Here is a 24,044-nt window from a genome sequence, read left to right as displayed (position 1 = left end):
AAATTTTTAAGCTATAGTTTCTCGTTTAACTCCAGATGCTCTCCGTCCGGTCCCCGGAACATGACCCATTTTGATCCATTGGGGAACGTCTGCGGCGCATGTGTATAGCTGCCTTCCTCAAATTCAATACCCTTTTCCTCCAAAACTTTAATCACTGCATCAATATCTTCCACATTCATTGCAATGTGATCAAACCAGCCGTCCTTTCTGTCCAATGTATAAGGAAATTGTACAAGTTCAATGACACTGCCGCCATTTTCTATAAACTTTACAAGAACGTCTCCCTCCGGACACTGGTTTATTGATTCCCATATGAGCTTAAAATCCAGTACTTTCGTATAAAATGCAACAGAACTCTGGATATCATTTACAAACAATCCCACATGTGCAAAGCCTTCCATTTTCATTATATCGCCTTCCTTTCCTATAACTATGTAATGATGTATTGTTATAACATTATAATATACCTTTGTTTTGTGTTTGTAAATAACTTTGTGAGTTTTCCTAAAAAAAGATCCCGCCTGTCCTGAAATCTGACATTTGGGATCTTCCTCTTATTCCTCTGTAAACACCGTCACTTCAAAACTGCTCCGATCTCCACGGTATCTGGCAAGCGAAAACTCTATTGGCTGTCCGTATGCATTGCAGCCTACCGAAGTGAAGAACTGAATAGGTTTTCCTTTTTTCATATTCAGCTTCTCGGCATCATCAGCTGTCGCTTCTATGGCCTCTACCAGACGTTTAACACAATAAACCTTCACAGAATCATCCTGCGAGAGAACCGCATACAAGGATTCCTTCTCAAAATTGTGTCCCATAAGAAAAGAACAACGTTCATAGGGCAGATAGGTCTTAAGAATGACAATGGGCTCATCGTCTGCATACCTCTTTCGGTACAGATAAATTACTTTATCTCCCGGCTGAATCCCCAGATGCTCTGCAACCTCTGATGTGGCTGGTACTATATCAAAGTCAAGCACCTCTGTATGAGGCGTTCTGCCGGTTCGCCGTATCTGCTCATTATAGGATTCCAGCTTCTGGATAAAATCCTGATTCACCTTGGGCTGGGACACAAATGTCCCCTTGCTTCTCACCCGATACAGCCAGCCTTCCTTTACCAATTCAGCAATGGCTTGCCGTACAGTAGTACGGCTGAGTCCAAACATTTTACTTAGCTCGCTTTCTGTCGGAATCATGCTCCCCTTTGGATAATCACCGCTTTGAATCTCCATCATAATCAGTTCTTTTAACTGGTAATACAATGGAACGGGTGTCGTCTTGTCTAACTTTTTTTCAAACAGCATAGTTCCCCCTCCGGCAGTACTGCGTCTCTTCTATGTACTGCTAATATTAATGTATGATTGTTATATCTTTCATACCTATCTTAGCATAAATCCACTGTTTGTCAACTTTCCTGCCGGAACTGCTTTCCCGAATTTCAGATTTTTTTATTCAATTCCATTAATATTTCATAAGCGGCAGGCGTATTTACTCTGGTAACTCCTGCATCCAGCATAGCCAGAAATCTTTTTGCATCCGTCACCCCTCCTGCACCGATCACTTCAAAACGTCCTGCTGCCGCTTCCACAAATTCCTTCACCTGCTCGATGTCTGGTTCTGGAATGTCATAAGGTGCAAAATCAGCTGAGATTACAATCCCCTTTGCCCCTGCCGTTGCAGCTGCATCACAAACCTCCTTCATCTGCTCCTTGCTAAAAGCGCTAATCTCTGTGACAATCTTTACCGGAACACCTTTTGCTGATTTTACAAGACTTACAAGTTCTTCTTTCATAATATCTTTGTGTCCGCTCAAATAAGTTCCTACCTGCATTACGATGTAAAGCTCGTTAATTTGAGGCAACTCTTCCAGTACATCCTCAATCTCCTGTACCTTTTGCTCTGTCAGATACGCTCCTGAAGGATAAGAAAGTGCACAGTCCACCAGAATTCTATCCTCTGCTGTCAGCACCCGACTGACCACAGGAACTCCGGAAGGTCCTACTACTACTACACCTGCCCCGGTACGGGCAGCCTTCAATACAAGGTTTTCTATCTGCATATCACTAACTTCATATAGCTGAATATTGGAAAACTCCATCTTGTCTGCATATTTCATTCGCACAGCCCTCCATACAGTCGAAGCTGTCTCTGCATATAGGTTTCTGCAATATCCAGTGTGCTCGCCGTATGGATCACCTGGCAGCCCAGCTCCAAATATTTTTCAAATTGCTCTAATGTGCGGATATTTCCGGAGGGATGAATATCAAACCGATTGGGGAAATGCCTTTTAATCAGCATTACTTCTTCATAAGACACTCCCAGCTTACATCCTGGATTCACCTTCACAGAATATACTCCCGCAGCATCCAGAGCCTTCAAAACCTCTATCATCTCTGTGTCGCTAAGAAGTGTTGCCGGAATCACAAAAGCATTCTTAAAAAATTTCCCATCAAACTCCTTCATAATCACTGCTGCTTCACGCTCCACATCCCCATAGCGGTGTGAGAAGATCGCCTGCCAGTCAAGGCACACACAGGTATCCTCAATTCCAAGCTTTCGAAGAGTTTCCAAATCCTGAAGCTTCTTTTTAAGCGTCATACGGCCCAGTGGATAAGAAACTGCCGCATGAAGGCGGATGCTTCCTTCCGTAATCTCCTGGATCATCTTAACAAAGGTTGGCTCTGTATCAAAAGCTACTGGCTTAAAACCAGTATCCAACAGACGATAGAGGGCTTTCTTTACATCCTCCTCTGTCTTTGTAAGTCCCTGCACCCCAAAATGGCAATGTGCCACAAGCGCCGCACCTTCCTCCCTGACCCGCTTTGCAAGAGCCGCATCTTTTATCCTATTAAAATCCATGCCTATTTCTCCTCCTGCACTTGAGCCATATGTTTAAAGGATGGCTGCAATACATCATGCAGCTCACAGAATACCTGATAAGCCTTATCATATAATTCTCGATTTGCCTTATTGGGCTGATAAATCTTCTTAACCTTCAAGAGACTGTCTGCACCCTTTTCCAGATTATCCACAAATCCCATGGCAACTGCAGACATCAGCGCCACACCCAAAGCTCCGCCTTCATCTGCCTCTAAAGTATAAATGGGAACATTGTAAATATCTGCTTTAATCTGGTTCCAGGTGTCACCCTTGGCCGCTCCGCCGGAATGGTACACTAACTGAATCTTTTCCCCATTGGCCTCAAAGATATCCAAGGTACGTTTGAATTCAAAGGCTACACCTTCAAGAAGAGCTCGAACCATATGAGAAATGCTTTTTTCCAAAGAAAGGCCAACAAAGCAACCTCTGGAATCTGCGCTTCCCATTGTTCGTTCACCCATTAGATAGGGGAGGAAATAGAGGCCGTCTGCACCTGCAGGTACTTGTTCAGCTAACTCACAAAGATACGCATATTCATCTTTTCCATTCTCATGAGCTTTCTTCGTCTCATCCTTGGCTAAGTTATCCCGCAGCCACCGAAATGCGCCGCCGGCAGAATCGATATTTCCAAAGGGTACCCATCCATTCAGTACATGGCGCAGGTTCATAATCCTTTTATCCATAACCGGTTTACTGGTATAAGCCTGTATTGTGGCACCTGTACCTGTAATATCCACAACGCTTCCCAGCTTATTCATACCAGACACATAGAGCATGCTAAGCATATCACCTCCGCCAGTAATAACGGATGTCTTTGTGGAAAGTCCTGTTTCCATAGCCGCTTTCTCGCTAACAGTGCCAATAACCTCATAAGCTTTCTTAATAGACGGCAGCTTTGCCTTGTCAATGCCCAAAAAACCAATAAGCTGATCTGACCATTCATCAGTCTCACAGTCCATGGCAAAAGTTCCGGAAGCCTCGGAAGGATCGATACATGCTTTTCCAGTGAGCTTAAAATTGATAAAATCCTTGGGTGTCAAAAATTTATCCGCAGCTTTATATACTTCTGGCCGGTTGTCCTTCAGCCAGCGGATTTTTATTCCATGCCAGGAAGCAATAGGCGCATTGGCCGAATGCTGATAAATTTCATCCGAAAGGCTGGCTGCGAAATCTTCCGCAATCCTGCTGCCCCGTTTATCACAGTATAGCTGCACATCCTCTTCCACTACTGTCCCATCCATCTTTACCGGAACGGCTCCATGCATATGTGCGCAGCATCCGAAAGCCGCCACATCTTCACTGGAAATATCTGCATCCTTCATAACCTTGTGAATACTGTCTTTTACAATCTCCCACCAGGCATCCGCCTTTTGTGTAGCCCACATAGGCTTTGGTGTATCTACATACTGAGGTGTGTTTGTTTGGGCTACCAGATTAAGCTTCTGATCATATAGCTGTACCTTAATCGACTGGGTTCCCACATCTGTTCCGATAATATACTTCATATCTGTGTTCCTCCTAATTACTTTTTCTATTTTTTAATTGATCTACTACTACTGCAATAGTGATAAGAACACCTGTGCTAATCTCCATAACGAAGGAATTGATTCCAAACTGAATTCCCACATTGTCAATCAGTGTCATTAAAATTGTACCCAATGCAGTGCCAAAAATTGCACCCTTTGCTCCTGCAAGAGAGGCGCCTCCAATAACTGAGGCAGCAATAGCATTCATCTCATAACCCTGACCAGCAGCCGGAACTGCACTATTAATTCTGGCTGCCAGCATAATCCCTGCAATTCCACACAGAAAACCCGCAAATCCATAGGTCATATAAATGGTCCTCCGAATAGAAATGCCACAGAGCTTTGCCACTTCTTTACCGCTGCCCAGAACATAAATGTTCCTTCCAAAGGAAGTATACTTCAAAATAAAAAATCCCACAATGACCACAAAGATCCAAAGCCATGCCAGATAAGGAATCTTAAGAAAGGAGCACACGCCCAAATTGGTAAATTCTATCTTAAGCCCTGCAATGGTTCCTGCATTACTGATTATCTTAATAAGGCCGCGAATGATTGTCATGCTTCCCAGTGTTGCAATAAAAGGCGGCACATTCAATTCGTGAATAATAACTGCATTGTACAAACCGCAGAGGACACCTACAAAAAGGGCTATAATAATAGATACCGGAATTGACATTCCCCACTTTGCCTGCCCCATGGCCACCATCAAGGTTGACATGCCAACAATGGAACCGCAACTCAAATCAATTCCGCTTGTGATAATGATCATGGTAGCAGAAATTGCAATCACACCATTAATAGAGCATTGTTTAAGAATATTCATCTGATTATATTCTGTGAAAAAATTAGCTGTTCCAAAGACGGCCACCAAGTACAATGCCAAAATAATCAAGATCAGAGAAAATTCTGTTCTCTGGAAAATGCTGAAATCTCTCTTCTTTTCTTTCATATCTATTTCCCCCAAACTTTATCTTAGGATGTGGATGCCAGTTTCAGCATTGTTTCTTCTGTCACAGACTCCAGTTCATTTCTGTCTAATACTCCGGTTACTTTTCCTTCTGCCATCACAATACAGCGGTCCGACAATCCCATAACCTCCGGCAAGTAAGAAGAAATTAGAATAATGCCTTTTCCTTCCTTGGCAAGCTCCTCCATAATCTTATAAATCTCTTGTTTTGCACCTACATCAACGCCAACTGTCGGCTCATCAAAAATCAATACGTCCGACCCTGCACACAGGATTTTGGAGATAACTACTTTCTGTTGATTTCCTCCGGAAAGGTTTTCCACTTTCTGTTGGATATTTGGCGTTTTGATTCCTGTTCTCTCCCTGTATCTCTCTGCCCGTTCTTTTTCCTGCTTCAAACTGATCACGCCGAATCTGCTGATTCCCTCATAGGAGGCCGCATTGATATTTGTTTCAATACTTAAGGGCAGTGCAACTCCGTCCAAACGCCTGTCCTCCGTAAGAAACCCAATCCCCTGATAGATTGCATCCTGAGGGCAGCGAATCTCTGCCTTTTTTCCCTTAATATAAATCTCACCAGCTTCCAGCTTTTCAAGACCAAACAAGGCACGCATAACCTCACTGCGCCCGGCTCCCACAAGCCCTGAAAAGCCCAGGATTTCTCCGGCTTTAAGGCAGAAGGAAACATCCTTAAAATATTTTTTGTGACTCAGATGTTCAACTCTCAGCAATTCTTCCCCTGGATCCATGTGGCTGATATTATAGATATCACCTATCTCTCGTCCCACCATCATGGATACCAGCATATCCTTGGTTACTTCTGAAACATTTTTTGTATCTATATATACACCATCCTTCAGGACCGAAACCGTGTCGCAGATCTCTACGATCTCTTCCAGCCTGTGGGAAATGTAAATAATGCTGACTCCCTGGCTCTTCAGTTCCCGAATATACCGGAAAAGAATCTCCACTTTGTCATTTTCCAAAAGAGCTGTAGGCTCATCAAAAATCACAAGGCGTATGGTATCATTTACCGAAATTTTGCTGATAGTGACCATCTCCTGCATAGCCACTGTCAAATTACTGATTTTTTCTCTTGGATCAATATCAATTCCAAACTTATCTACAACCTCCCGGCTGTCTGAATACATCTTTTTCCAGTCTACAAAGCCCAGCTTTGTTTTCGGAACTCTTCCCAAAAAATAATTCTCTGCAATACTTAGCTCTTTCGCAATGTTCACGTGCTGGTAGTTTGCAAACATCCCAAGTTCCTTACTCTCTACAGGATTCCTTGGAGATTTCCACTCACCATCACAGTTAACGCTGATGACTCCCTCGTCTGGGGATTCCACGCCCATGATACACTTGATTAATGTAGATTTTCCGGCCCCGTTTTCTCCGAGGAATGCCCGAATTTCTCCCTTATGTATAGTCATACTAACCTTATCAAGTGCCTTTACGCCCGGATAGCTTTTACTGACATTTTCAATTTTAAGCAGAGCATCATCCATCCTAAAAGCCACCGCCTTTCCATATATGGCAGGACTGCACCCTGGGTGCAGCCCTATATCTACATCCTCAAAACGCAGCTTATTTAGCCAGAATCTTAGGATTCAGCAGTGCTTTACTCTCATCTGTATTCATATTTTCACTGGTAACTACCTGAGAGGTACAGTCAATGTGCTTTTCTGTCTCTGTATTCTCTCCTGTCTCAAGATAAGTCATTGCATTCATTGCTGCATTATAGCCCTGCTCATAAGGTGTCTGTACAATGATGGCATAAAGATTTCCCTTCTCAAGAGCTTCAATCTCAACACTATCAGAGTCAACTCCGATCCCTACAATCTTATCTCCCAGCTCCGCACCGCCAACTGCAAGTGCAATTCCGTCACCGGACACGTTGTTTCCTCCATAAAGGCCGATGAGCTCATCACCATAGGTGGATATTTGGGTTTCCACATTCGCCTGTGCATTGTTTACATCATTTTCATTATAAAGGGTGTCCAAACATTCCAGCTCCGGTGCATGCTCAGCCATGTAAGCCTTAAATCCGTCCATACGCTCTTCCAGCGTTTCCACTACTACAGACATATGCATACCGATTTTTCCTTTGGGTTCAATTCCACGATCCGCAAGCGCCTCCAGCATAGCAGCTGCTGCCGTTTCCCCAATAACTGTATTATTGCAATAATAATGTACACCATATATGTCATCATAATTGTGAGAATCTCCGCCCTCAAGTCCCATGCTTACAAAATTCACATAGATGCCTGCGCTCTGTGCTTCCTGTGCCTTGGGAACTGTTCCGTCCGGTGCCAAAGTTGCTGTAATAATCACATCTGGTTTGGAAGCAATTACGCTTTCAAATGCCTTAATGTAAGCGTCTGTCTCCGACTCAGATGCTGGTCCGCTCACGGTAAAGTTAATTTTTACTCCCTTTTCTTCCTGCAAATCCAGAACTGCATTTCGGATTCCTGTCTCCGCATACTGCCAATACTCAGATTCCGTGGAAGGTGAAAGGTATACAAAGTTATACTCTTCTGCCGTCGCATCACCGCTTTCTACAGCAGATTCTTCTGTCTGCTGTTCCTGTGCTGATGTATTCGCTTCCGTCCCCGGAGCCTCTGACTTTCCCCCACAGCCAACTATTCCTGCAATTAGGATACCCGTCATTAGAATTGATAATAATGCTTTTTTCTTCATTTGAAATCCTCTCCTATTCCTTTTTTGTAATAACGTTGCTTTGTTACTACATAATAATATAACAATCGAATATTGTCAATACCTTATTATAAAATCGCACAACTTTTTTTTAAATCTCTTCTATTTTTATACGTTTTCTGCAATTCAATATATTTACACAAATAATCAGACATCTTATTTTACAGGATGACAAGTTTTTACAAGCAAATAGTAAAACGGAATTGCCTCAGAATATTTTATGGCAATTCCGTCACTATCAACCTATAATTTTAAAACTCGTTGTGTGCCATAAGCAAACGCCTGCATTGCTTCCTCTTGGAATCCCCAAAGAGAATTACTGAAATTCTTTCCTCAAGGTATCTTCCATCACCTTAAGAGACGGCTCCACCCCTGTCCAAAGCTTAAAGTTCAGCGCCGCCTGGCATGCCAGCATACCCAAGCCGTTTACTGCCACAGCCCCCTGCTTTTCAGCTTCCTTTAAAAAGAGGGTATCTACCGGATTAAACACTACATCCGCTGCTATCATATTGGGGGTAATCCCATTATAGTCAATATCCGGCTTCTGATCCCCATTCGGGTGCAGACCTATGGAGGTGCCGTTAATCAAGATATCCGTATTCTCCGGAATTCTGTGACAGCTCTCCCATTGCTCACAGGACACTTCTGTTTTGGTATGTTTCTTCAAGGTATCTGCCAGTTCCCGGGCTCGTTCCAGAGTACGGTTTATGATGGTAATGGCGGCCGCTCCTGCCAGGGCGCATTCCACTCCAATAGCTTTTGCCGCTCCGCCCGCCCCAAGGAGTGTAATGTTTTTTCCCTCTAAGGAAATTCCCCGGTTATGCAGTGCCTGTACAAAGCCCTTTCCATCCGTATTCTCACCGAACAGTGTTCCGTCCTCACGAAGCGCCACCGTATTCACCGCACCAATGATGCCCGCTGCCTCTGACAGCTCATTAAGAAGAGGAATCACTTTTATTTTGTGAGGCATGGTCAGATTGATTCCCTTCATATGGAGGACATGTAAGGAACGCATGGCATCCTCAAGGTCCTCCGGAAGCACCTTCAAGGTCAAATAGCGGTAATTGAGGCCCTTGTCCGCAAAAGCCGCCTCCATAGTTACTCCTGTGGGATTGCCGTCTACGGGATCTCCGAATACGCCTACCAGCTCTGCACGATAATTTTTCATTTGATTCCCTTCCTTTCTCTTCACCTTACAGATGTATTTTCCTTTATTGTACATCGAAAAGGTGAAAATAGCATCAATTATTTTCCGTCAGCCATCTTTCGAAGTAAGCACGCATAAACGGGAACATACTCTCCGCTCCCTCCTCCGTAATCACAAAGGATTCTTCTACCCGGTTGGAGCCTCCTTTCAGCCCAAACAAGCTGATATCCGTATTGCAAGTCATCCCCACCTCAAAAAGCTCTTCCGTATTTTCATCCGGATAGGGGCTTTCGGCCTCGGCACACCCGATACCATGCAAAGGCGGATATACATCATACTCGGAAAGCCCTTCCTTCCGAAAATAGTCTCTAACCGCACGGACAAAATTTTCCATAGGCTCTCCGGCTCTTAGATAGGGCAGCCCGGCTGCGCCCGCATGAATCAATACATCAATTACACGCTTTGTCTCTTCACTGTAATTTCCAACCGCATAAGGCACTTCACAGGTGGATACATAGCCCTCATACTGGACAGCCAGGGCGCACATAATCATATCTCCATCCTCAATCACCTTATTTTCCGGCCTGCCGACAATTTTAGCCGAACGCTCCCCCGATCCAAAGACGGTAAATGTAATATCCTCGGCTCCGGCCTGCCGTGCCGCTCCCTCTGCGATTCCTGCCGCATACCGCTCTGTTCTGCCAATCAGATCCGCTTCCATCATGGCCCGAAATCCTATTTCCGCAATGCGGGCTGCTTCTTTTAAACAGGCAATTTCATTTGCACTTTTTTTCTTTCTCATTTCATAAAACATTTGGGAGCAGTCCATAAGCTCACACGCAAACGACTTTTTCAGATTGTCAAGAAGCTCCGCTGACATATCGCCCATTCCCACAATGCCCAAACGGTTTAATTCGCCGGCGCCCCGAAGCTCCTTTGCCAGCTTGTGAAAACTGGTGTAGGATGCAAAGGGATAATCAATCTCATCGGGCACGGTTACACACAGGAAGTCCGGTACAAGTCTCACATCCTCCCATACACTCATTTCCCGGGCCACCTGTTCCCCTTCCGGGGCGCAGAGAACAATGGGCTGCCCCGTTTTTCCCATAAGCATAGCCCCACGTTCAAAAATGGGCCAATAATTGGATGCGTACCTCAAATTTTCTTTCCGATATTCATCCCCGTAAACAAAGATTCCATCTAACCCGTCCTTATGCATTTGCTTCCGTATATGTTCAATTCTTTCCTGAAATTCGCTTTTAGGTATACATATTTTCTCCATCTTCCATCTCCTTTCTATGCGAGCGCTCACATATTGCAGCTTATAAGCTCTTTCATGTCTCCCGCTTAAGTTCCATCAGCTCTCTGCCATAATCCGAAAATGCTTCCGTTCCTTCCTTTGTTACCAGAAAGCCATCCTCAAACCGTACTCCAATCCGATTCTCATTATCCCCCAGATAAATACATGTGCAAAAGGTCATTCCCTCCTCCAGCGGGAAATCGGAATTCGATTCAATCCACGGAAATTCGCCTTCCATCAATCCGGTTCCATGAACCGGGCCGTAAAGAATATGCTGCTCCTGCCCATGGGCCTTGATTGCTTCATAGTAAGCATCGTACACTTCCTTCGCATTCACGCCGCTTTTCGCCGTTTCAAGAACCGCCTTCTGACCTGCCAGGCTGGCTTCAATCAAGGACTTCTGGCTTTTCGTTCCTTTTCCCATAATTACGGCTCTTCCCATGGTAGAGGCATATCCCTCATACCTGGCGCCAATTTGGATATGTACCAAATCCCCAGGCTCAATTACTTTCCCCCTGCATCTTCCAATAGCCAAATTGGAGCCTTCCCCCGCAAGGACCCAGCAAGGATATGCTTCTCCTTCCGCACCTTCCTGATACATGGTGCCAACCGCAACTCCCCTTACCTGTTCTTCCGTCATTCCCGGTCTTATCTCATCCAATACCTTTTTCATTGCGCATTGGGTAATCCGATAGGCTTCCCGCATACATGCAATTTCAGCAGGGGATTTTACCGCTCTCAGCCTGGCTGCCAGCATATCCGCCTTCACCAGCATGGGATTCCCAAGCTCCTTAAGGGCCTCTTCCAATGCCAAATGAACCACATGGGAAATCAAACAGCCGCCTGCGATTCCAATCCTTTGAGGCGCTTTTTTGCCCATTGTCTCCAGAATCACTTCAGCCATCGTACTAAGCACCGCCTCCGGATACTCCGGTTCCGAGGATTCCCGAAATGCCAGCACCCTGCGTATTCGCAAAATGCGGGATACACTTCTTGCAAATGTCTCACTTTCCGGTCCTATAATGAGGGTAGGCTCACCCTCTGCCGGAATCAGTACGCCTGCCACCTCAAAGCTCGGCCAATAGTTACTGTAATAACGGATATATTGGGGTTCTGCCTCATTTCCATAAGCAAACAATAAATCCAGATCCTCAGATTTCATCGCTTCCTGCGTTTTTTTTACCCGTTCTTCAAATTCCCTTTGCTCAATTTTGGGTCTCATTGACTCATGTACCTCCATTTCTTCACACCCGAAAGTAATAAACACCTCTATTTGTCAGCCTGGGAAGCCCAGAGTAGCCATATATGCCATATTATCCTGGTTGATGTCCAGACGTCCATACTGTACAATTACCCCTACATCACTGCGGATGTTGAGAGAATACTGCCTGCCGATTCCAAGCTCCAGCTCTCCCAGCACCGTCTGATCATCCGTATGAAATGCCCGGACACGCCTTGCCGGAACAACATACGGAATTCCTAGCACCGGCTCCCGGTCGGAAAAATATACATCAAGCTCTACATGTGCGTCCTCATCATTGCAATTCAAAATCATAATGCATTCATGCCCAATATAATCATCCGCACCACCCTTTTCTACGGGCGGCCTGTATCCGTCTATAATATACCATGACGTTTTTCCACTCATTTTCCCTTCTCCTTTCCTACATTTATACATGTTTTGTACCTAATGGTATAACAGCAAGATGTTACTCATACCTTTTTATAGCTCCCGCCTCTCCATGCGTCAATCAATACTGCTGCCAGCAGGATAGCTCCCTTTATGATCTGCTGCCAAAAGCTGGAGATTCCCAGCATAGTCAGTCCGTTGGAAATGCTGGTCAAAAGCAACACGCCCACTAAAGTTCCCCAAACATTTCCTTTTCCTCCATTGATTGAGGTTCCGCCTAATACGCAGGCGGAGATAATGGTCATTTCATATCCGTCGCCGGCCGTAGGCAGCCCTGCTCCGGACTGGGCGGCCATAAGAATTCCCGACACTCCGGCAAATAAGCCGTTAATCACATACACGCTCAGGATCACCCGGTCCGTATTAATACCGGCAAGATAGCCTGCTCTCTGATTGGAACCTGTTGCGTATAGCTTTCTTCCATAGGCGGTATATTTTGATACATAAAACATGACAACATACACCACTGCCATTACAACCAGAATAAAAGGGACCGGTCCCATATATCCTCTGCCCAGCCAGGTAAACTGCTTGTTGCTGACTACAATGGAAATTCCGCCGTTGGTGAGATAAGCAATGCCCCTGGTAATGGACATCGTTGCCATTGTAGCTATCATTGGAACAATCTTTCCTTTTGATACCAGAAGACCATTGATCACTCCCACCAGGGCGCCAATTAATACGGCGATCAGTATAGTGGCGAAAATAGGCACTCCGGCCTTCAGCATCATTGCACTTGACATTCCTGTCAGACCCATAATAGCCCCAACGGAGATATCAATACAGCCGCAGATCAAGACCAGTGTGGTTGCTGCTGCCGTAATTCCCATGATTGCCGAATAAATACCTATGTTAATAAAATTCTTTCCTGACAGAAAATTCGGCGACAGAATGGAGAAGATCGCACACAGCGCTATATAAGCTATGCAAATGGTGATTTCACTTCCTCCGCCTTTTTTTATTCTGTCCTTTAACGTCATACGCTTCTCCATATTATCAATTCATCCCTTTCTCATCCCTTGCCTCCTACCGCAAGCTTCATCAGACTTTCCTGTGTTGCTTCCTCTCTTGACACCTCTCCCGTTACTCTCCCTTCGCTCATTACCAGAATCCGATCCGCCATGGATAATGTCTCCTGCAGCTCCGAGGAAATCATAATAATTCCCATGCCCTGCCTGCAAAGCTCCTCCATCAGGCGATAGATTTCCGCTTTTGCGCCTACGTCAATACCCCGAGTCGGATCGTTTAAAATCAGAATTTCAGGATTTGTCTCCAGCCATCGGGCAATCACTACCTTCTGCTGGTTTCCTCCGCTTAAGGAAACAACCTTTGTCTCCGCAGAGGGTGTCCGTATACCAAGCTTCTCAATCCAATTCTCCACCATCCTGGCCTCTGCCTTTTTGTCTATCTTCAAAAATTTCTCCAATATATCCACAACGGCAATGCTGATGTTAAACCGGACCGTATCTGTCAGCATCAAGCCCTCAAGCTTCCGCTCATTTGGGACGTATGCAATGTGGTTTCGTATGGCCTCCTTGGGCGAATGGTTCCGAGCGGCCTTTCCCAGTATCTCAATGGTTCCGTTCCGTATATATTGATCCCCGAACAGCCCCTTTACCATACTGGTACGGCCGGCTCCCATTAGCCCGAACAGGCTTAAGATCTCTCCTCTGTGCAGCCGGAAGCTTACATCCTTCGCTTTTCCGCAGGTCAAATGCTCTACTTTTAGAATGCACTCTCCCGGCGTCTGCTTTGTGTGAGGATACATACTGTCCAGCGTTCGTCCCACCATCTCCCTTACAATCCGTTCCTCATCCACCTCTGATGTCATGAAAGATGATACGCTTTTTCCATCCCGCATTACCTGAATCCGATCTGAAATCCGGAAAATTTCATCCATCCGATGAGAAATATAGATAATACCGATTCCCTGCTCCGCCAGATTCTTCACTATCTTCAAAAGCTGTTCTGTCTCAACACGATTCAGTGCGGAGGTAGGCTCATCCATAACCAGTATCTTCATATTCCGGCTCATTGCTTTGGCAATCTCTACCAGCTGCTGCTGGGCCGCCGTCAGAGTACTTATTCTGGCTGTCACATCGATTTCATCCGTTATGCGGTGAATGAGTTCACTGGCTTTTTTATTGGCAGCTTTCCAATCAATCGGACTGAATTTTCCTCCTTTTCTCGGCAGTGCATTAACAAGAATATTCTCCGTTACGGTCAGCGTTCCATAATTATCCAGCTCCTGATAAATAATGCTAATCCCCATATCTATGGCCTCATTTGGCGTGTAGCCGTCTATCATGCGGCCATCATATTCAATCACGCCCTCATCCTTCACATAAGCACCGGAAAGGATCTTAAGCAGTGTGGATTTTCCTGCGCCGTTTTCCCCTACCAAAGCCAGCACCTCTCCCCGGTTCAGCGTGATATCTACTTGATCAAGGGCAAGTACCCCGGGAAATCGCTTTGTAATTTGCTGCATTTTGAGAATGGTTTCGCCCACTCTATGTCTCCCCTTTCTACCAGTCCAGCCACCGGGCCGGATTTACTTTCAGCATTGTTTCTATCTGTTCCCTGCTTACGCCTACTTCGTCCAGCATGGGAAGTATATGCTTCAATACGTGGTCATAACCCCAGCCGCCATACTTATGAAGAAGAGACTTCAAGCATAAATCCGTAGACAACAGCATCTGGTTTGCATATCCTCTGTCTACAATTTTCTTTACCAGCAATACTCTTTCCCAATCGCTGACAAATCGCCCGGAGCCCGGCTTCACATCCCAGCGGTCCGTAAACATCTCTTTTCCCCAGTTATCAAACTCAATATATACTCCCATGTCCAGCAATCGGAAAATATAATCCTCCCTATTCTCCACATCGCTGTGGCAGATGATGACTTTCTCAGGGTCAATTTTGTGCTCCTTTACAATCTCCATTGCCGCAATTCCCTGGGTGGACCATGGATTGATATGAATCATCAAGGGTGCACCTGTGCGGACCTGCGCCCTGCAGGCTCCTATAAGAGATTTTTTTTCAAAAGGAAACATCTCATGGCTTACGCCAATCTCCCCAATATAGCCGGCACGAATCCCCGTATGTCCAATCTCCTTTTCCAAATCTCCAACAATCTCTTCTTCTATCTGTTCTGCCGTCAATTCCAATACTTCCGGCCTTTGAGCTCCTTCCACATAATAGCCGGAGCCTGCTATAATATTTAAGCCCGTCCTGGCCGCCGCTCTGGCCAGCAGTTCCGGATCTCTCCCAAGCCCGATGTTGCTGGCATCTACAATGGTATTGCCGCCGGCACTTTTAAAAGCCAGAATCTCTTCTATCTGTGTCTCCTCGTCCATTAAAGAAACATTATCCAGCACGGCAAAGGGATTCCTTCTTAGTATTCCCAGGGATTCCATTGTAACAGGCTTGTATGCCAGATTCTTTATTCCTATTTCTTCCGGAGGGACAAAAAAAACCTTCATATCAATGTAAATATGCTCATGAGGCGCACAAATACCTACCTGGGATGCTTCTATATTTCCTAACACGGTCTTTACTGACATTTTTCTTTCCTCGCTTCTTTTTATTACACCCGGCAGAGCTTTCGCTGCTGCCGGGTGTCAACTGATTTACTGTGCCCATTCCGCCTGTGGATACCATTCCTCAATATTGTCCGCATCAATAAAGATATGATCCATAAGCAGACTGTCCGCATCCGGTGTATTGCCCTTTGCAAGTTCAATGCAGCCCGGAACGATATATTCTCCGTAGCGCTCCAGGAAATAGGAGACGCCGCCCCTCCAGCAGTTCCTCTCTCCGGAATTTATCTGCTGATAAATGTTCTCTCTTGTAGAGACGGACACCCCATGGTTTACAATGAATACATCATCTTCTCTTCCTGCCGCCTGAGCTGCCGCAAAAGCTCCCTGGGCTCCGATGTCATTAATGGAACCGATGACAATGTGATGCTTGTCCGGATTCGCCGTCAGGAAGTCCGCACACAGCTGCTGGGCCAGAATTGCGTCATCACCCATAGATACCGTAGTGGTCATTGCCTTCAATTCATCTACCGTATAGTCTGTTTTTTCTGCCAGTCCATCCCAAATGCTGTCCATACGAATCTGAACAACCTCTCCGGCCTCCGGTGTATGCTCGAAAAATACCGCATCAATCTGTCCGTCCCAATTCTCATTTACCAGATCAGCAAGTGCATCCCCGCATTTCCATCCGGAATCGTAATTATTCGCACCCATAAACGGAGCATCACCTACCGGAATGTCAATAGCCATAACCGGCACCCCTGCTTCCTGGCATTTTTCCCAAATAGTATCGTTAACCGCTGAATCAAGGTTAAACTCTGCCAGCACATCTATCCCCTGCAGCAAAAGATTATCCACATTTTCTACGGCCTTTGCCCCGTCGCCGGCATTATCAACCCGGATTACCTTAATCTCGATCCCCAACTCCTCGCTCATCTCCTTGGCAACCTTTTCAATATTATCTCCAACAGGAATCAAATGCTCCTGCGATTCATCCAGAGCAGCATAGCCAATGGTAATGGATGTAAGTTCCTCGGGTGACGCCGTTTCTTCCTCGCCGCCTGTTTTTGTATCTTCTGCCGCAGGCTGATCCGCTTCCGGTTCCGCCTGTTTTGAACAGCCGTTAAGTGTCATCGCAAATACCATAATTCCCATAAGTAAGCTTAACCATTTCTTCATTTTATTTCCTCCTTAAACTTCCGTAGCATCCCTTCCAACTACACCTTAGCTTAAATCAATTTCCGGTTTAAAATACATGTGACTGTATATTGATTTGTGCATTGTTAAGGATATTACTGATTCCTGTTTCGCTCAGCTAGGTTGTCTCTCCCTCCTGCACGCTTGGCGGAAGTACCAGATTTACTTTTTCTTTCTTTTTTTCAATACATTGAACCAGTGTTTCCGCTGCGGTCTTTCCCAGCTGGTATCTCGGCTGGGCTATGGTTGTAAGATAGGGATGCACGATCTGGCAAAACTCCAGACCATCATGCCCTATTACTGCCATATCCTCCGGAATGCGGACCCCTCTCTCCTGTAATACGCCAATGGCAGTCATTGCCATAAAATCATTTTCACAATAAAGGGCCGTCGGCCTCTCTTTTTCCGCAAACATCTGATCAATTGCCAAGTTCGTGAGCGTCACATCTCCAAAACCTCTTCCCTGATATAAATAGTGATCCGGCAGACCGGCTTCTCTCATAACCGATTGAAAGCCTTCGGTCCTCTTTTTCCAGATGTTAAACTGAAAAGTCTCTTCATAGGTAAGAGAATCTCTTTGAATCGGATATAAAGCACCATGTATACATGCAATCCTGGTATGCCCCTTTGAAAGCAAATGCTCCGCTGCCAAACGTCCCCCCTGCTTATTATCCGTATTCACACTGTTTACGCCGTCCAAGTCTGTCTCATTATCCATGATAACGCAATGGATTCCGGCATTTTCCAGCTCTCTCACCTGTTCCTCCGTGATTGCCAGGTGATGCAGCAATACACCGTCAATGCATCTCTCCTGAAGCATATTAACATAATCCGTAACACGGCCGGCCGTATGAGCATCACACATCATAGTCGTATATCCATGTTCAAATGCCTCCGCCTCAAATCCCTTACTGACCATATTGTGATATTGATTTGATATATTTACCATTACATATGCTATGCTTCGGCTTTTTCTGGTCACCAGGCCTTTAGCGAACATATTGGGCTTAAATTTCAAGTCCTCTATGGCTTCATTGATTCTTTGCCTGGTTTCCTCCTTTACATAACCGCTATTGTTAATAACCCTCGATACCGTCATGCGAGATACATTTGCCCGTTTTGCAACATCATCCATAGTTGCCACGTGATTACCCCCTTCCAATGCCTTTCACTATAATTTTGCTTTCATTTTACCTCCTTTTTTTAAAACCTTCCACCTAAAATAAGTTCTTTCAAAATATATTAGCGCTCACATATTTGGTATAAAATTAATCCTCGTCAGGATTTTGTTTGCAAACATTATGATTTTTATTGCTATTTATGTTAGCGCTCACATATCTTATGTATTCATAATAAATCATTTTCTTATACTTGTCAACTCATTTTTGTTATTTTGTTAAAATGTGACGATCTTTTTATATTATTTTTGTATATATTGCACATTTATTTGCGTATCATTAAAAGAAGCATGGGGGAATTTCTCACCATGCTTCTTCAAATTTTTCTTCTATTGCTCCATCTGTCTCCCCAGAAACCCAGCAGCAGAATAAGCAAGCTTTTGCTCTGCCTCTCCCATTTTAGCTTTTGGATCCCGACTGAATAGAACTACTGCGCCTATAGCATCTCCTTCACAGAGAATCGGACTGATGGTCTGAGCATAACAGTCTTCCATATCTTCATCCACAATTTTTACATATCTCTTTTCTCCTGCAGATGCCTGAATATTCTCTCGTTCCTGAATCGCATCCTCAAGCTGATGGCTGATAGCTTTTCCCATGTAATCCTTTTTGGCTCCTCCGGCTGCCGCAATTACAGCATCCCGATCCGCAATGCAGACCATCAGCCCCGTTGTTTGAGCCAAACTTTCCGCATATTGCTTTGCAAAGAGTCCTAATTCTCCAATGGGAGAGTATTTTTTCAATATAATTTCCCCTTCCCGATCGGTAAATATTTCCAGCGGATCGCCTTCCCGGATCCGGAAAGTCCTTCTGATTTCTTTCGGGATGACCACCCTTCCCAGGTCATCAATCCTCCTGACAATTCCTGTAGCTTTCATAAAAATATTCCTCCATTTACTGTTCTGACCATTTCTGGAAATAGTATTTGTAAACGGCGGATTTTTATACCTGAAAAACACACTTTTCCTCTTCCTCGAAGATCATTTGCTTCTGAAATTCACAATTAATTCCTGATTTTCATGTCACAAATACGGTTTCCGTTTATTTTTATTGTGTTAAAAACGGGTTTTTGTTATACTTTAAATGGTTCTTAACCAAAAACATTATATAAGTGATACAGTACTTAAAATAGTAGGAGGTTTTATGAAGCTTTTAGTATGCAATGCAGGAAGTACGTCTTTGAAGTTCAAACTATTTGTTATGCCAGGGGACGAGGTACTGGCAGAAGGAAAAGTGGAACGAGTAGGAAGCTTGGACAGTGCCATCTTTCATTTTAAAAAGCCGGATGGTTTTAAAATCTTTCGGGAAAATCTGTGTATTCCTACCTACACAGAGGGGATTCAGATGTTTCTTGACTGCCTCCTCAATCACGAATACGGTGTACTCTCCAATCTGCAGGAATTGGAGCGTGTAGGTTTTAAAACCGTACTTTCCAAGGATCATTATGGAATTCACGAGCTGACACCAGAAGTTCTGAAGGGTATGGAAGAATATCTGGTAGTAGCCCCTGCTCACAACATTCCTTATTTGGAAGCTATTCGCCGGTTTCAGAAGCTGACTCCGGATGCTATGCTGGTAGGTGCCTTTGAGACCGCCTTCCACACCACCATTCCTTTGGAGCGAAAGCTCTATGGCATTCCCTATGAATGGTATGAAAAATACGGCATTGAGCGCCTGGGCTATCATGGCGCTTCCCACAGCTACGTGGCGGAAACCTTGTCAGAGCTTTATGGCTCAACCGGTAAGGCTATCTCTTGTCATCTGGGCGGAAGCGGTTCTCTATGTGCGATTGATAATGGAAAAAGCGTGGATACCAGTTTTGGTCTCTCTCTGCAGGTTGGATTGATCCAGTCTAACCGGAATGGTGATATGGATCCTTTTATTATCCCATTTCTTCTGGAAAAAGGCATGAAGCTGGAAGATATTATGGAAGGACTCACTAAAAAAGGCGGCCTTCTGGGAATCTCTGGTGTCAGCAATGATCTGAGAGATATTGAAGAAGCAGCCAATTCCGGAAATGAACGGGCTAAATTGGCAATTCATGTATTCTGCAATGGCATTGTTCGTTATATTGGCTCCTATTATGCTGAACTTGGAGGCCTTGACCATCTGGTATTTACCGGCGGAATCGGAGAGCATGGCTGTACGATTCGCCATATTGTTTGTAACCAATTAAAACACATGGGAATTTTACTGGATCCGGAAAAGAACCTGGATTACAGTGAAAATGCAGTGATATCACTTCCCTCTTCTCCTGTGACTATCCATGTAATTCCTGCTAACGAAGAGCTGGGAGTGGCCCGGAAAACCTTTGCTTATAAGAAGAATTGAAATTATCCAAACCATCTATTCTTTAACCCGAATAATGCAAAATCAAAATTTAGTGAAAGAAATTATTGTTAAGTATTCAATTCTCGGGAATCTAATACCTGTCTACAAAACAGTTTATAAAACTGTCAAAAAGAGCGTTTCACTTTTTTATCCAGAAGTGAAACGCCCTTTTACTTTTAACTATTTAGCTTTCAATTGTTCACTTGATTCCGTCAAATGGAGCTCACATTCATATCTACGTTTCCGCTGATACCATCAACCTGTCCTTTTGATGTATTCTGCCAGATGTCGTAACGTCCGCTATATGTACACTTGCTGGCATATTGCGCTACCCAGATACGATAGCTGCCCGGGAACTGGGATGGGCTTAAGTGCTCTGAGAACCAGTTCTTGCTGGCGTATACCATAGGTGTATGACCGGAATTGGCTACTGTATTGCAGAAGGCAATCGTGATTTTGGTTCTATCCGCCTTGGACAAACCATCTGCACGGCCCCGTCCGCCTGCAGCATATTCGCTGTCAATAGCAATAGGCATGTTGATTCCATAACGGTTAGCCAGCTTCACTGCCATACTTGCTTCCTCTACTGCCTCAGCCTCATTAATTGCCTGGCTGAAGAAGTAAACGCCTACACGCAGGCCGGCCCCTTTCGCTCCGCTGATATGAGAAGCAAACATCGGATCCTCTACCAGCACACCGGAACCATAACCACGGTATCCACAGCGGATAATAACAAAGTTAATACCTGCATTCTTTACCTTCTGCCAGTTAATCCCCTTCTGGTACTTGGATACATCAATTCCGATAGTTCCGGAACGAATACCCTCACTGCTGAACGTATACTGAATGCCCTGGATAACCTGTGTACCTGTTACTTTGTTGCCATTCTTATCAAAGAAGTAGGTGGCATTGTCAATGGTCTGCCAACCGGTATATTTGTATGTACCGGTGCCTTCCATAATCGGTGCACTGGTAGTATCATAAACGATCTTCTCTCCGCTTGCCGCTCCAACCAGACGCAATGTATGATTCAAAACAGATGCGGTTCCTTCAGCAGTCGGAGCACTTTCTGCACCTGAATTATTTGTCTCATTACCTTCAACCGGCTTTGTAACTGTACATTCCGGATTTTTACAACTTCCGTTTTCATCAAAATCATGTTCTGTCTTTTTCGGCACGGAAGTTGAAGAGCCGCATACAGAGCATTTATTCTCTCCATCCTTCGTACAGGTTGGCTCTGTCACCACTACACTATAGTCATGTGTATGATTTGAATCAATTGCTCCGCAATTCTTGCATTTCCCATTCTCATAGCTATGCCCTTTTGCCGCAATTGTTTCTGTTTTTGTATCCTTGCATTTACTGCAGGTCAATGTCTTCGTTCCGGTCTCTGTACAACCAGCCTCTTTTGTTACACTTTCTGTATATGTATGCTCACAGGCCATCTTAACACTACAGCGATCACATTTGCCGTCTCCATTATCATCCTTATGATGCTTCGCCGGCTCACTGATGATCTTCTCATACATAGGCGTCCCATATTCGTCCACCTTCTGCTTCATGATCTCAGTCTTATCAGATTCTACAAACTCCACCGTATCCTTCAGCACAGAAGCCGTACCAGCGTCACTGTTACCGGTAGTATTGGAATCCTCCTTGGCCACATTGATCTCACTCTCCTTCTTGATCTCATCTGTGACATCCACTACCTTGTATTCCAGATTTGCCTTAACCTCAGCCTGAATATCCTTCGGCGCACTGTAGGAACCAGAAGACTTCATGGAAATCGTACAGCTTCCGGGAGTCATATTCTTTATGTAAATGATTCCATCCTTATCCTCATCCTTATAGCTTTGAGCCTTTTTATTGGAATCTGTAACTGTAACCTCGAACTGTGTTCCGGTGATGACCCGGTCATTCTTCTGGTTAACAATCTTTACCTTCAGATCCTTATCCATAGATGTGGCCTTCAATACAACCGGAATAGTCTTTTCATCCACAGTTGCAGCCTGTGTATTATCCCCGTCCAGTCTCGTAAGCTCTGCCATATAAGAGGTGTTCATAGCAAGTCCTATTACATTTACCGCTTCCTCCACCGGTATTGATTCCTCCGTCATCCCCAGATTCGTTACCGTAGGAATCATATCGTCTGTTACCTGCGGCCGAATACAGCCGCCGAGCATAGACACTGCCAAAACAGCCGAAAGGCTGATCGCCCAAAATCGTTTTCCCTTCATGTTCCTTCTCCTCATTTGCTTCATTACACCCTTGCCCTCTTTTGAAAAGGGCAGATTTTTGTTAACAGTAGTCTTAGTATAACACCCTTTATTACGCTTTTCAACTGTTTACATAAAAAAAATCGAAATAAAAAATGGGATATTTTCAAGGATATCCCATTTTTTTGTCATTTTCTTTATTATTTGTTTAATATTTCCTTAAATTTTTTGTAACATTCTCAATGAGCCGTTCCAAGTCGTAAAATACCTTTTACTGCTCCGTCTTCAAAACAAACGTCTGGCTAAAGGTCAGCTTTCCCATCACCTCATCCACAGTCGTAAAAGTATGAGCTTCCTGAAGCTCCTCACATTTCTCATTGTAAAGCTCATCCCTGCGCTGCTGGACAATGGTTTCCTTCTGGCTGTCGGTAGCCTCCCTGTCAAAGGTGCTGACCATCTGTACTGCATAGTACCCGGTTTCCGCCTCCACAATCTCTGCAAACTCCCCATCCTGCAGGGTATCTGCCGCCGCCCGTACACTTTCTGCCGGAGAACTGCTGTCAGCTCCGTAAGTTGTAGTATTTACAGTAATATTTTCTTTGCCCTCTGCCGCTGCACTCAGATCACCGCTGGTCTTCGCCTCATCCACGACTGCCTGAAGAGCCGCCTTCTTCTCTGCCTTTTCTTCATCTGTCAGATCAATCGTATTTCCCTCACTGTCAGTTTCCGTTCCTGTCGTAGCGATAAATGCATAAGTAATTCGCTTCTGAGCCGCTTCCTCGTCGGAAACTGCCGAATCTACATCCGCAGTCAGGACATCATACATTTTATTCTGTATTGTCATAAGCGTTAAAAGATGCTCTACATCTGCCTGCTCTGCTCCAACTGCCTTTTTCAGCTGCGGCGTATTGGCATCCATAAATGCCTTTGCAGCCTCGGCAATTGCTGCTTTTTCTTCCTCTGTCAATACCACTTCATAATCAGGCGCCTCCGCTTCCAGAACATAAAGCAGCTTAAATTCATCCATCTGGCTCTTCTTCGCTGTATCTCCATAGATCTCACCTGTATCCGGCATCTCCTGCTGATAAATGCCGCCCCCAAGCATGCTTCCATAATAAGTCTCCATCTGCGCCTGCTGGTAACGCAGCATCAGGCTGAATTCTCCCAATCTTATATTGGTGGTCTCATCCAGAACCGCAATGGTCTCGGAAGCATCAAGTTTCCCGGAACAGCCTGTCAGCACAAAGGCCAGCACAAATACCAGAGATAAGATCCTGATTATCCTCTTTTTCATCTTTTTTGTCTACCTTTCCATTTTCTCGAAGCCCTATGCTGTTTCTTTGTGGGCTCCT

Annotated in this window: 21 protein-coding genes; 1 reads left to right on the top strand and 20 read right to left on the bottom strand. The window is 44.8% G+C overall.

Annotation, left to right across the window (positions count from 1 at the left end):
• Positions 1 to 11 precede the first annotated feature (11 nt).
• From VSQ61_RS13410 to spoVT, 18 genes are all read right to left on the bottom strand, one after another.
• Positions 12 to 407, bottom strand: a complete 396-nt coding sequence (locus VSQ61_RS13410; protein WP_334344925.1) for a VOC family protein — start codon at positions 405 to 407, stop codon at positions 12 to 14.
• Positions 408 to 554: 147 nt separating this feature from the next.
• Positions 555 to 1,304, bottom strand: coding sequence for a GntR family transcriptional regulator (locus VSQ61_RS13405; protein WP_334344924.1), 750 nt, complete (start codon positions 1,302 to 1,304; stop codon positions 555 to 557).
• 134 nt (positions 1,305 to 1,438) lie between these two features.
• Positions 1,439 to 2,116, bottom strand: a complete 678-nt coding sequence (locus VSQ61_RS13400) for a hypothetical protein (RefSeq protein ID WP_334344923.1) — start codon at positions 2,114 to 2,116, stop codon at positions 1,439 to 1,441.
• Positions 2,113 to 2,859 carry a hypothetical protein gene (locus VSQ61_RS13395; RefSeq protein ID WP_334344922.1) on the bottom strand — a complete coding sequence of 249 codons (747 nt, stop codon included), beginning with the start codon at positions 2,857 to 2,859 and terminating at the stop codon, positions 2,113 to 2,115. Before VSQ61_RS13395 ends, VSQ61_RS13400 begins: the two co-directional genes overlap by 4 nt.
• 2 nt (positions 2,860 to 2,861) lie before the next feature.
• A complete protein-coding gene (locus VSQ61_RS13390) occupies positions 2,862 to 4,385 on the bottom strand; it encodes a xylulokinase (protein WP_334344921.1) in 1,524 nt (507 codons plus the stop codon).
• Between the two features lie 13 nt (positions 4,386 to 4,398).
• Positions 4,399 to 5,355 (bottom strand): ABC transporter permease, encoded by a 957-nt coding sequence (locus VSQ61_RS13385; protein WP_334344920.1) that lies wholly within the window; start codon positions 5,353 to 5,355, stop codon positions 4,399 to 4,401.
• A 23-nt stretch (positions 5,356 to 5,378) separates the two neighbouring features.
• Positions 5,379 to 6,884 (bottom strand): sugar ABC transporter ATP-binding protein, encoded by a 1,506-nt coding sequence (locus VSQ61_RS13380; RefSeq protein WP_334344919.1) that lies wholly within the window; start codon positions 6,882 to 6,884, stop codon positions 5,379 to 5,381.
• Between the two features lie 79 nt (positions 6,885 to 6,963).
• Complete coding sequence (locus VSQ61_RS13375) at positions 6,964 to 8,076, bottom strand: substrate-binding domain-containing protein (RefSeq protein WP_334344918.1); 1,113 nt, start codon at positions 8,074 to 8,076, stop codon at positions 6,964 to 6,966.
• 334 nt (positions 8,077 to 8,410) lie between these two features.
• Complete coding sequence (gene aroE, locus VSQ61_RS13370) at positions 8,411 to 9,262, bottom strand: shikimate dehydrogenase (RefSeq protein WP_334344917.1); 852 nt, start codon at positions 9,260 to 9,262, stop codon at positions 8,411 to 8,413.
• Positions 9,263 to 9,335: 73 nt separating this feature from the next.
• Positions 9,336 to 10,523, bottom strand: coding sequence for a M24 family metallopeptidase (locus tag VSQ61_RS13365; RefSeq protein ID WP_334344916.1), 1,188 nt, complete (start codon positions 10,521 to 10,523; stop codon positions 9,336 to 9,338).
• 52 nt (positions 10,524 to 10,575) lie between these two features.
• A complete protein-coding gene (locus tag VSQ61_RS13360; protein WP_334344915.1) occupies positions 10,576 to 11,763 on the bottom strand; it encodes a M24 family metallopeptidase in 1,188 nt (395 codons plus the stop codon).
• 54 nt (positions 11,764 to 11,817) lie between these two features.
• Complete coding sequence (locus tag VSQ61_RS13355; RefSeq protein ID WP_334344914.1) at positions 11,818 to 12,189, bottom strand: sensory rhodopsin transducer; 372 nt, start codon at positions 12,187 to 12,189, stop codon at positions 11,818 to 11,820.
• A gap of 65 nt (positions 12,190 to 12,254) precedes the next feature.
• Positions 12,255 to 13,223, bottom strand: coding sequence for an ABC transporter permease (locus VSQ61_RS13350; RefSeq protein ID WP_334344913.1), 969 nt, complete (start codon positions 13,221 to 13,223; stop codon positions 12,255 to 12,257).
• Between the two features lie 20 nt (positions 13,224 to 13,243).
• Complete coding sequence (locus VSQ61_RS13345) at positions 13,244 to 14,740, bottom strand: sugar ABC transporter ATP-binding protein (protein WP_334344912.1); 1,497 nt, start codon at positions 14,738 to 14,740, stop codon at positions 13,244 to 13,246.
• Between the two features lie 16 nt (positions 14,741 to 14,756).
• Complete coding sequence (locus tag VSQ61_RS13340; protein WP_334344911.1) at positions 14,757 to 15,794, bottom strand: phosphotriesterase family protein; 1,038 nt, start codon at positions 15,792 to 15,794, stop codon at positions 14,757 to 14,759.
• 66 nt (positions 15,795 to 15,860) lie between these two features.
• Positions 15,861 to 16,949: a sugar ABC transporter substrate-binding protein gene (locus tag VSQ61_RS13335; protein ID WP_334344910.1), complete on the bottom strand. Its 1,089-nt coding sequence runs from the start codon at positions 16,947 to 16,949 to the stop codon at positions 15,861 to 15,863.
• A 136-nt stretch (positions 16,950 to 17,085) separates the two neighbouring features.
• The gene (locus VSQ61_RS13330) at positions 17,086 to 18,102 is read right to left on the bottom strand and encodes a LacI family DNA-binding transcriptional regulator (protein WP_334344941.1); all 1,017 of its coding nucleotides are present in this window, start codon (positions 18,100 to 18,102) and stop codon (positions 17,086 to 17,088) included.
• Positions 18,103 to 18,474: 372 nt separating this feature from the next.
• Positions 18,475 to 19,023, bottom strand: a complete 549-nt coding sequence (gene spoVT / locus VSQ61_RS13325; protein WP_334344909.1) for a stage V sporulation protein T — start codon at positions 19,021 to 19,023, stop codon at positions 18,475 to 18,477.
• A 265-nt stretch (positions 19,024 to 19,288) separates the two neighbouring features.
• On the opposite strand from spoVT, the gene VSQ61_RS13320 reads away from it, so the two are divergent.
• Positions 19,289 to 20,476 carry an acetate/propionate family kinase gene (locus tag VSQ61_RS13320; protein ID WP_334344908.1) on the top strand — a complete coding sequence of 396 codons (1,188 nt, stop codon included), beginning with the start codon at positions 19,289 to 19,291 and terminating at the stop codon, positions 20,474 to 20,476.
• A gap of 212 nt (positions 20,477 to 20,688) precedes the next feature.
• On the opposite strand, the gene VSQ61_RS13315 is transcribed toward VSQ61_RS13320, so the two are convergent.
• Both VSQ61_RS13315 and VSQ61_RS13310 read right to left on the bottom strand, forming a co-directional pair.
• A complete protein-coding gene (locus VSQ61_RS13315; protein ID WP_334344907.1) occupies positions 20,689 to 22,713 on the bottom strand; it encodes a glycoside hydrolase family 25 protein in 2,025 nt (674 codons plus the stop codon).
• Between the two features lie 250 nt (positions 22,714 to 22,963).
• Complete coding sequence (locus VSQ61_RS13310) at positions 22,964 to 23,986, bottom strand: peptidylprolyl isomerase (protein ID WP_334344906.1); 1,023 nt, start codon at positions 23,984 to 23,986, stop codon at positions 22,964 to 22,966.
• Between the last annotated feature and the right edge of the window lie 58 nt (positions 23,987 to 24,044).

It is taken from the genome of Candidatus Merdisoma sp. JLR.KK006, assembly GCF_036941035.1.
Taxonomy (GTDB): Bacteria; Bacillota; Clostridia; order Lachnospirales; family Lachnospiraceae; genus Laedolimicola.
The sequence above is the reverse complement of the archived record's forward strand: the minus strand, read 5'-3'. Positions and strand labels throughout refer to the sequence as shown.

Excerpts from the sequence above, each read along its gene's own strand:
- VSQ61_RS13315 (WP_334344907.1), bottom strand. The coding sequence starts at position 22,713 with ATGAAGGGAAAACGATTTTGGGCGATCAGCCTTTCGGCTGTTTTGGCA.
- VSQ61_RS13365 (WP_334344916.1), bottom strand. The coding sequence starts at position 10,523 with ATGGAGAAAATATGTATACCTAAAAGCGAATTTCAGGAAAGAATTGAA.
- VSQ61_RS13375 (WP_334344918.1), bottom strand. The coding sequence starts at position 8,076 with ATGAAGAAAAAAGCATTATTATCAATTCTAATGACGGGTATCCTAATT.
- VSQ61_RS13355 (WP_334344914.1), bottom strand. The coding sequence starts at position 12,189 with ATGAGTGGAAAAACGTCATGGTATATTATAGACGGATACAGGCCGCCC.
- VSQ61_RS13335 (WP_334344910.1), bottom strand. The coding sequence starts at position 16,949 with ATGAAGAAATGGTTAAGCTTACTTATGGGAATTATGGTATTTGCGATG.
- VSQ61_RS13360 (WP_334344915.1), bottom strand. The coding sequence starts at position 11,763 with ATGAGACCCAAAATTGAGCAAAGGGAATTTGAAGAACGGGTAAAAAAA.
- VSQ61_RS13400 (WP_334344923.1), bottom strand. The coding sequence starts at position 2,116 with ATGAAATATGCAGACAAGATGGAGTTTTCCAATATTCAGCTATATGAA.
- VSQ61_RS13350 (WP_334344913.1), bottom strand. The coding sequence starts at position 13,223 with ATGGAGAAGCGTATGACGTTAAAGGACAGAATAAAAAAAGGCGGAGGA.
- spoVT (WP_334344909.1), bottom strand. The coding sequence starts at position 19,023 with ATGAAAGCTACAGGAATTGTCAGGAGGATTGATGACCTGGGAAGGGTG.
- VSQ61_RS13395 (WP_334344922.1), bottom strand. The coding sequence starts at position 2,859 with ATGGATTTTAATAGGATAAAAGATGCGGCTCTTGCAAAGCGGGTCAGG.
- VSQ61_RS13340 (WP_334344911.1), bottom strand. The coding sequence starts at position 15,794 with ATGTCAGTAAAGACCGTGTTAGGAAATATAGAAGCATCCCAGGTAGGT.
- VSQ61_RS13410 (WP_334344925.1), bottom strand. The coding sequence starts at position 407 with ATGAAAATGGAAGGCTTTGCACATGTGGGATTGTTTGTAAATGATATC.
- VSQ61_RS13330 (WP_334344941.1), bottom strand. The coding sequence starts at position 18,102 with ATGGATGATGTTGCAAAACGGGCAAATGTATCTCGCATGACGGTATCG.
- VSQ61_RS13390 (WP_334344921.1), bottom strand. The coding sequence starts at position 4,385 with ATGAAGTATATTATCGGAACAGATGTGGGAACCCAGTCGATTAAGGTA.
- VSQ61_RS13405 (WP_334344924.1), bottom strand. The coding sequence starts at position 1,304 with ATGCTGTTTGAAAAAAAGTTAGACAAGACGACACCCGTTCCATTGTAT.
- VSQ61_RS13380 (WP_334344919.1), bottom strand. The coding sequence starts at position 6,884 with ATGGATGATGCTCTGCTTAAAATTGAAAATGTCAGTAAAAGCTATCCG.
- aroE (WP_334344917.1), bottom strand. The coding sequence starts at position 9,262 with ATGAAAAATTATCGTGCAGAGCTGGTAGGCGTATTCGGAGATCCCGTA.
- VSQ61_RS13320 (WP_334344908.1), top strand. The coding sequence starts at position 19,289 with ATGAAGCTTTTAGTATGCAATGCAGGAAGTACGTCTTTGAAGTTCAAA.
- VSQ61_RS13310 (WP_334344906.1), bottom strand. The coding sequence starts at position 23,986 with ATGAAAAAGAGGATAATCAGGATCTTATCTCTGGTATTTGTGCTGGCC.
- VSQ61_RS13385 (WP_334344920.1), bottom strand. The coding sequence starts at position 5,355 with ATGAAAGAAAAGAAGAGAGATTTCAGCATTTTCCAGAGAACAGAATTT.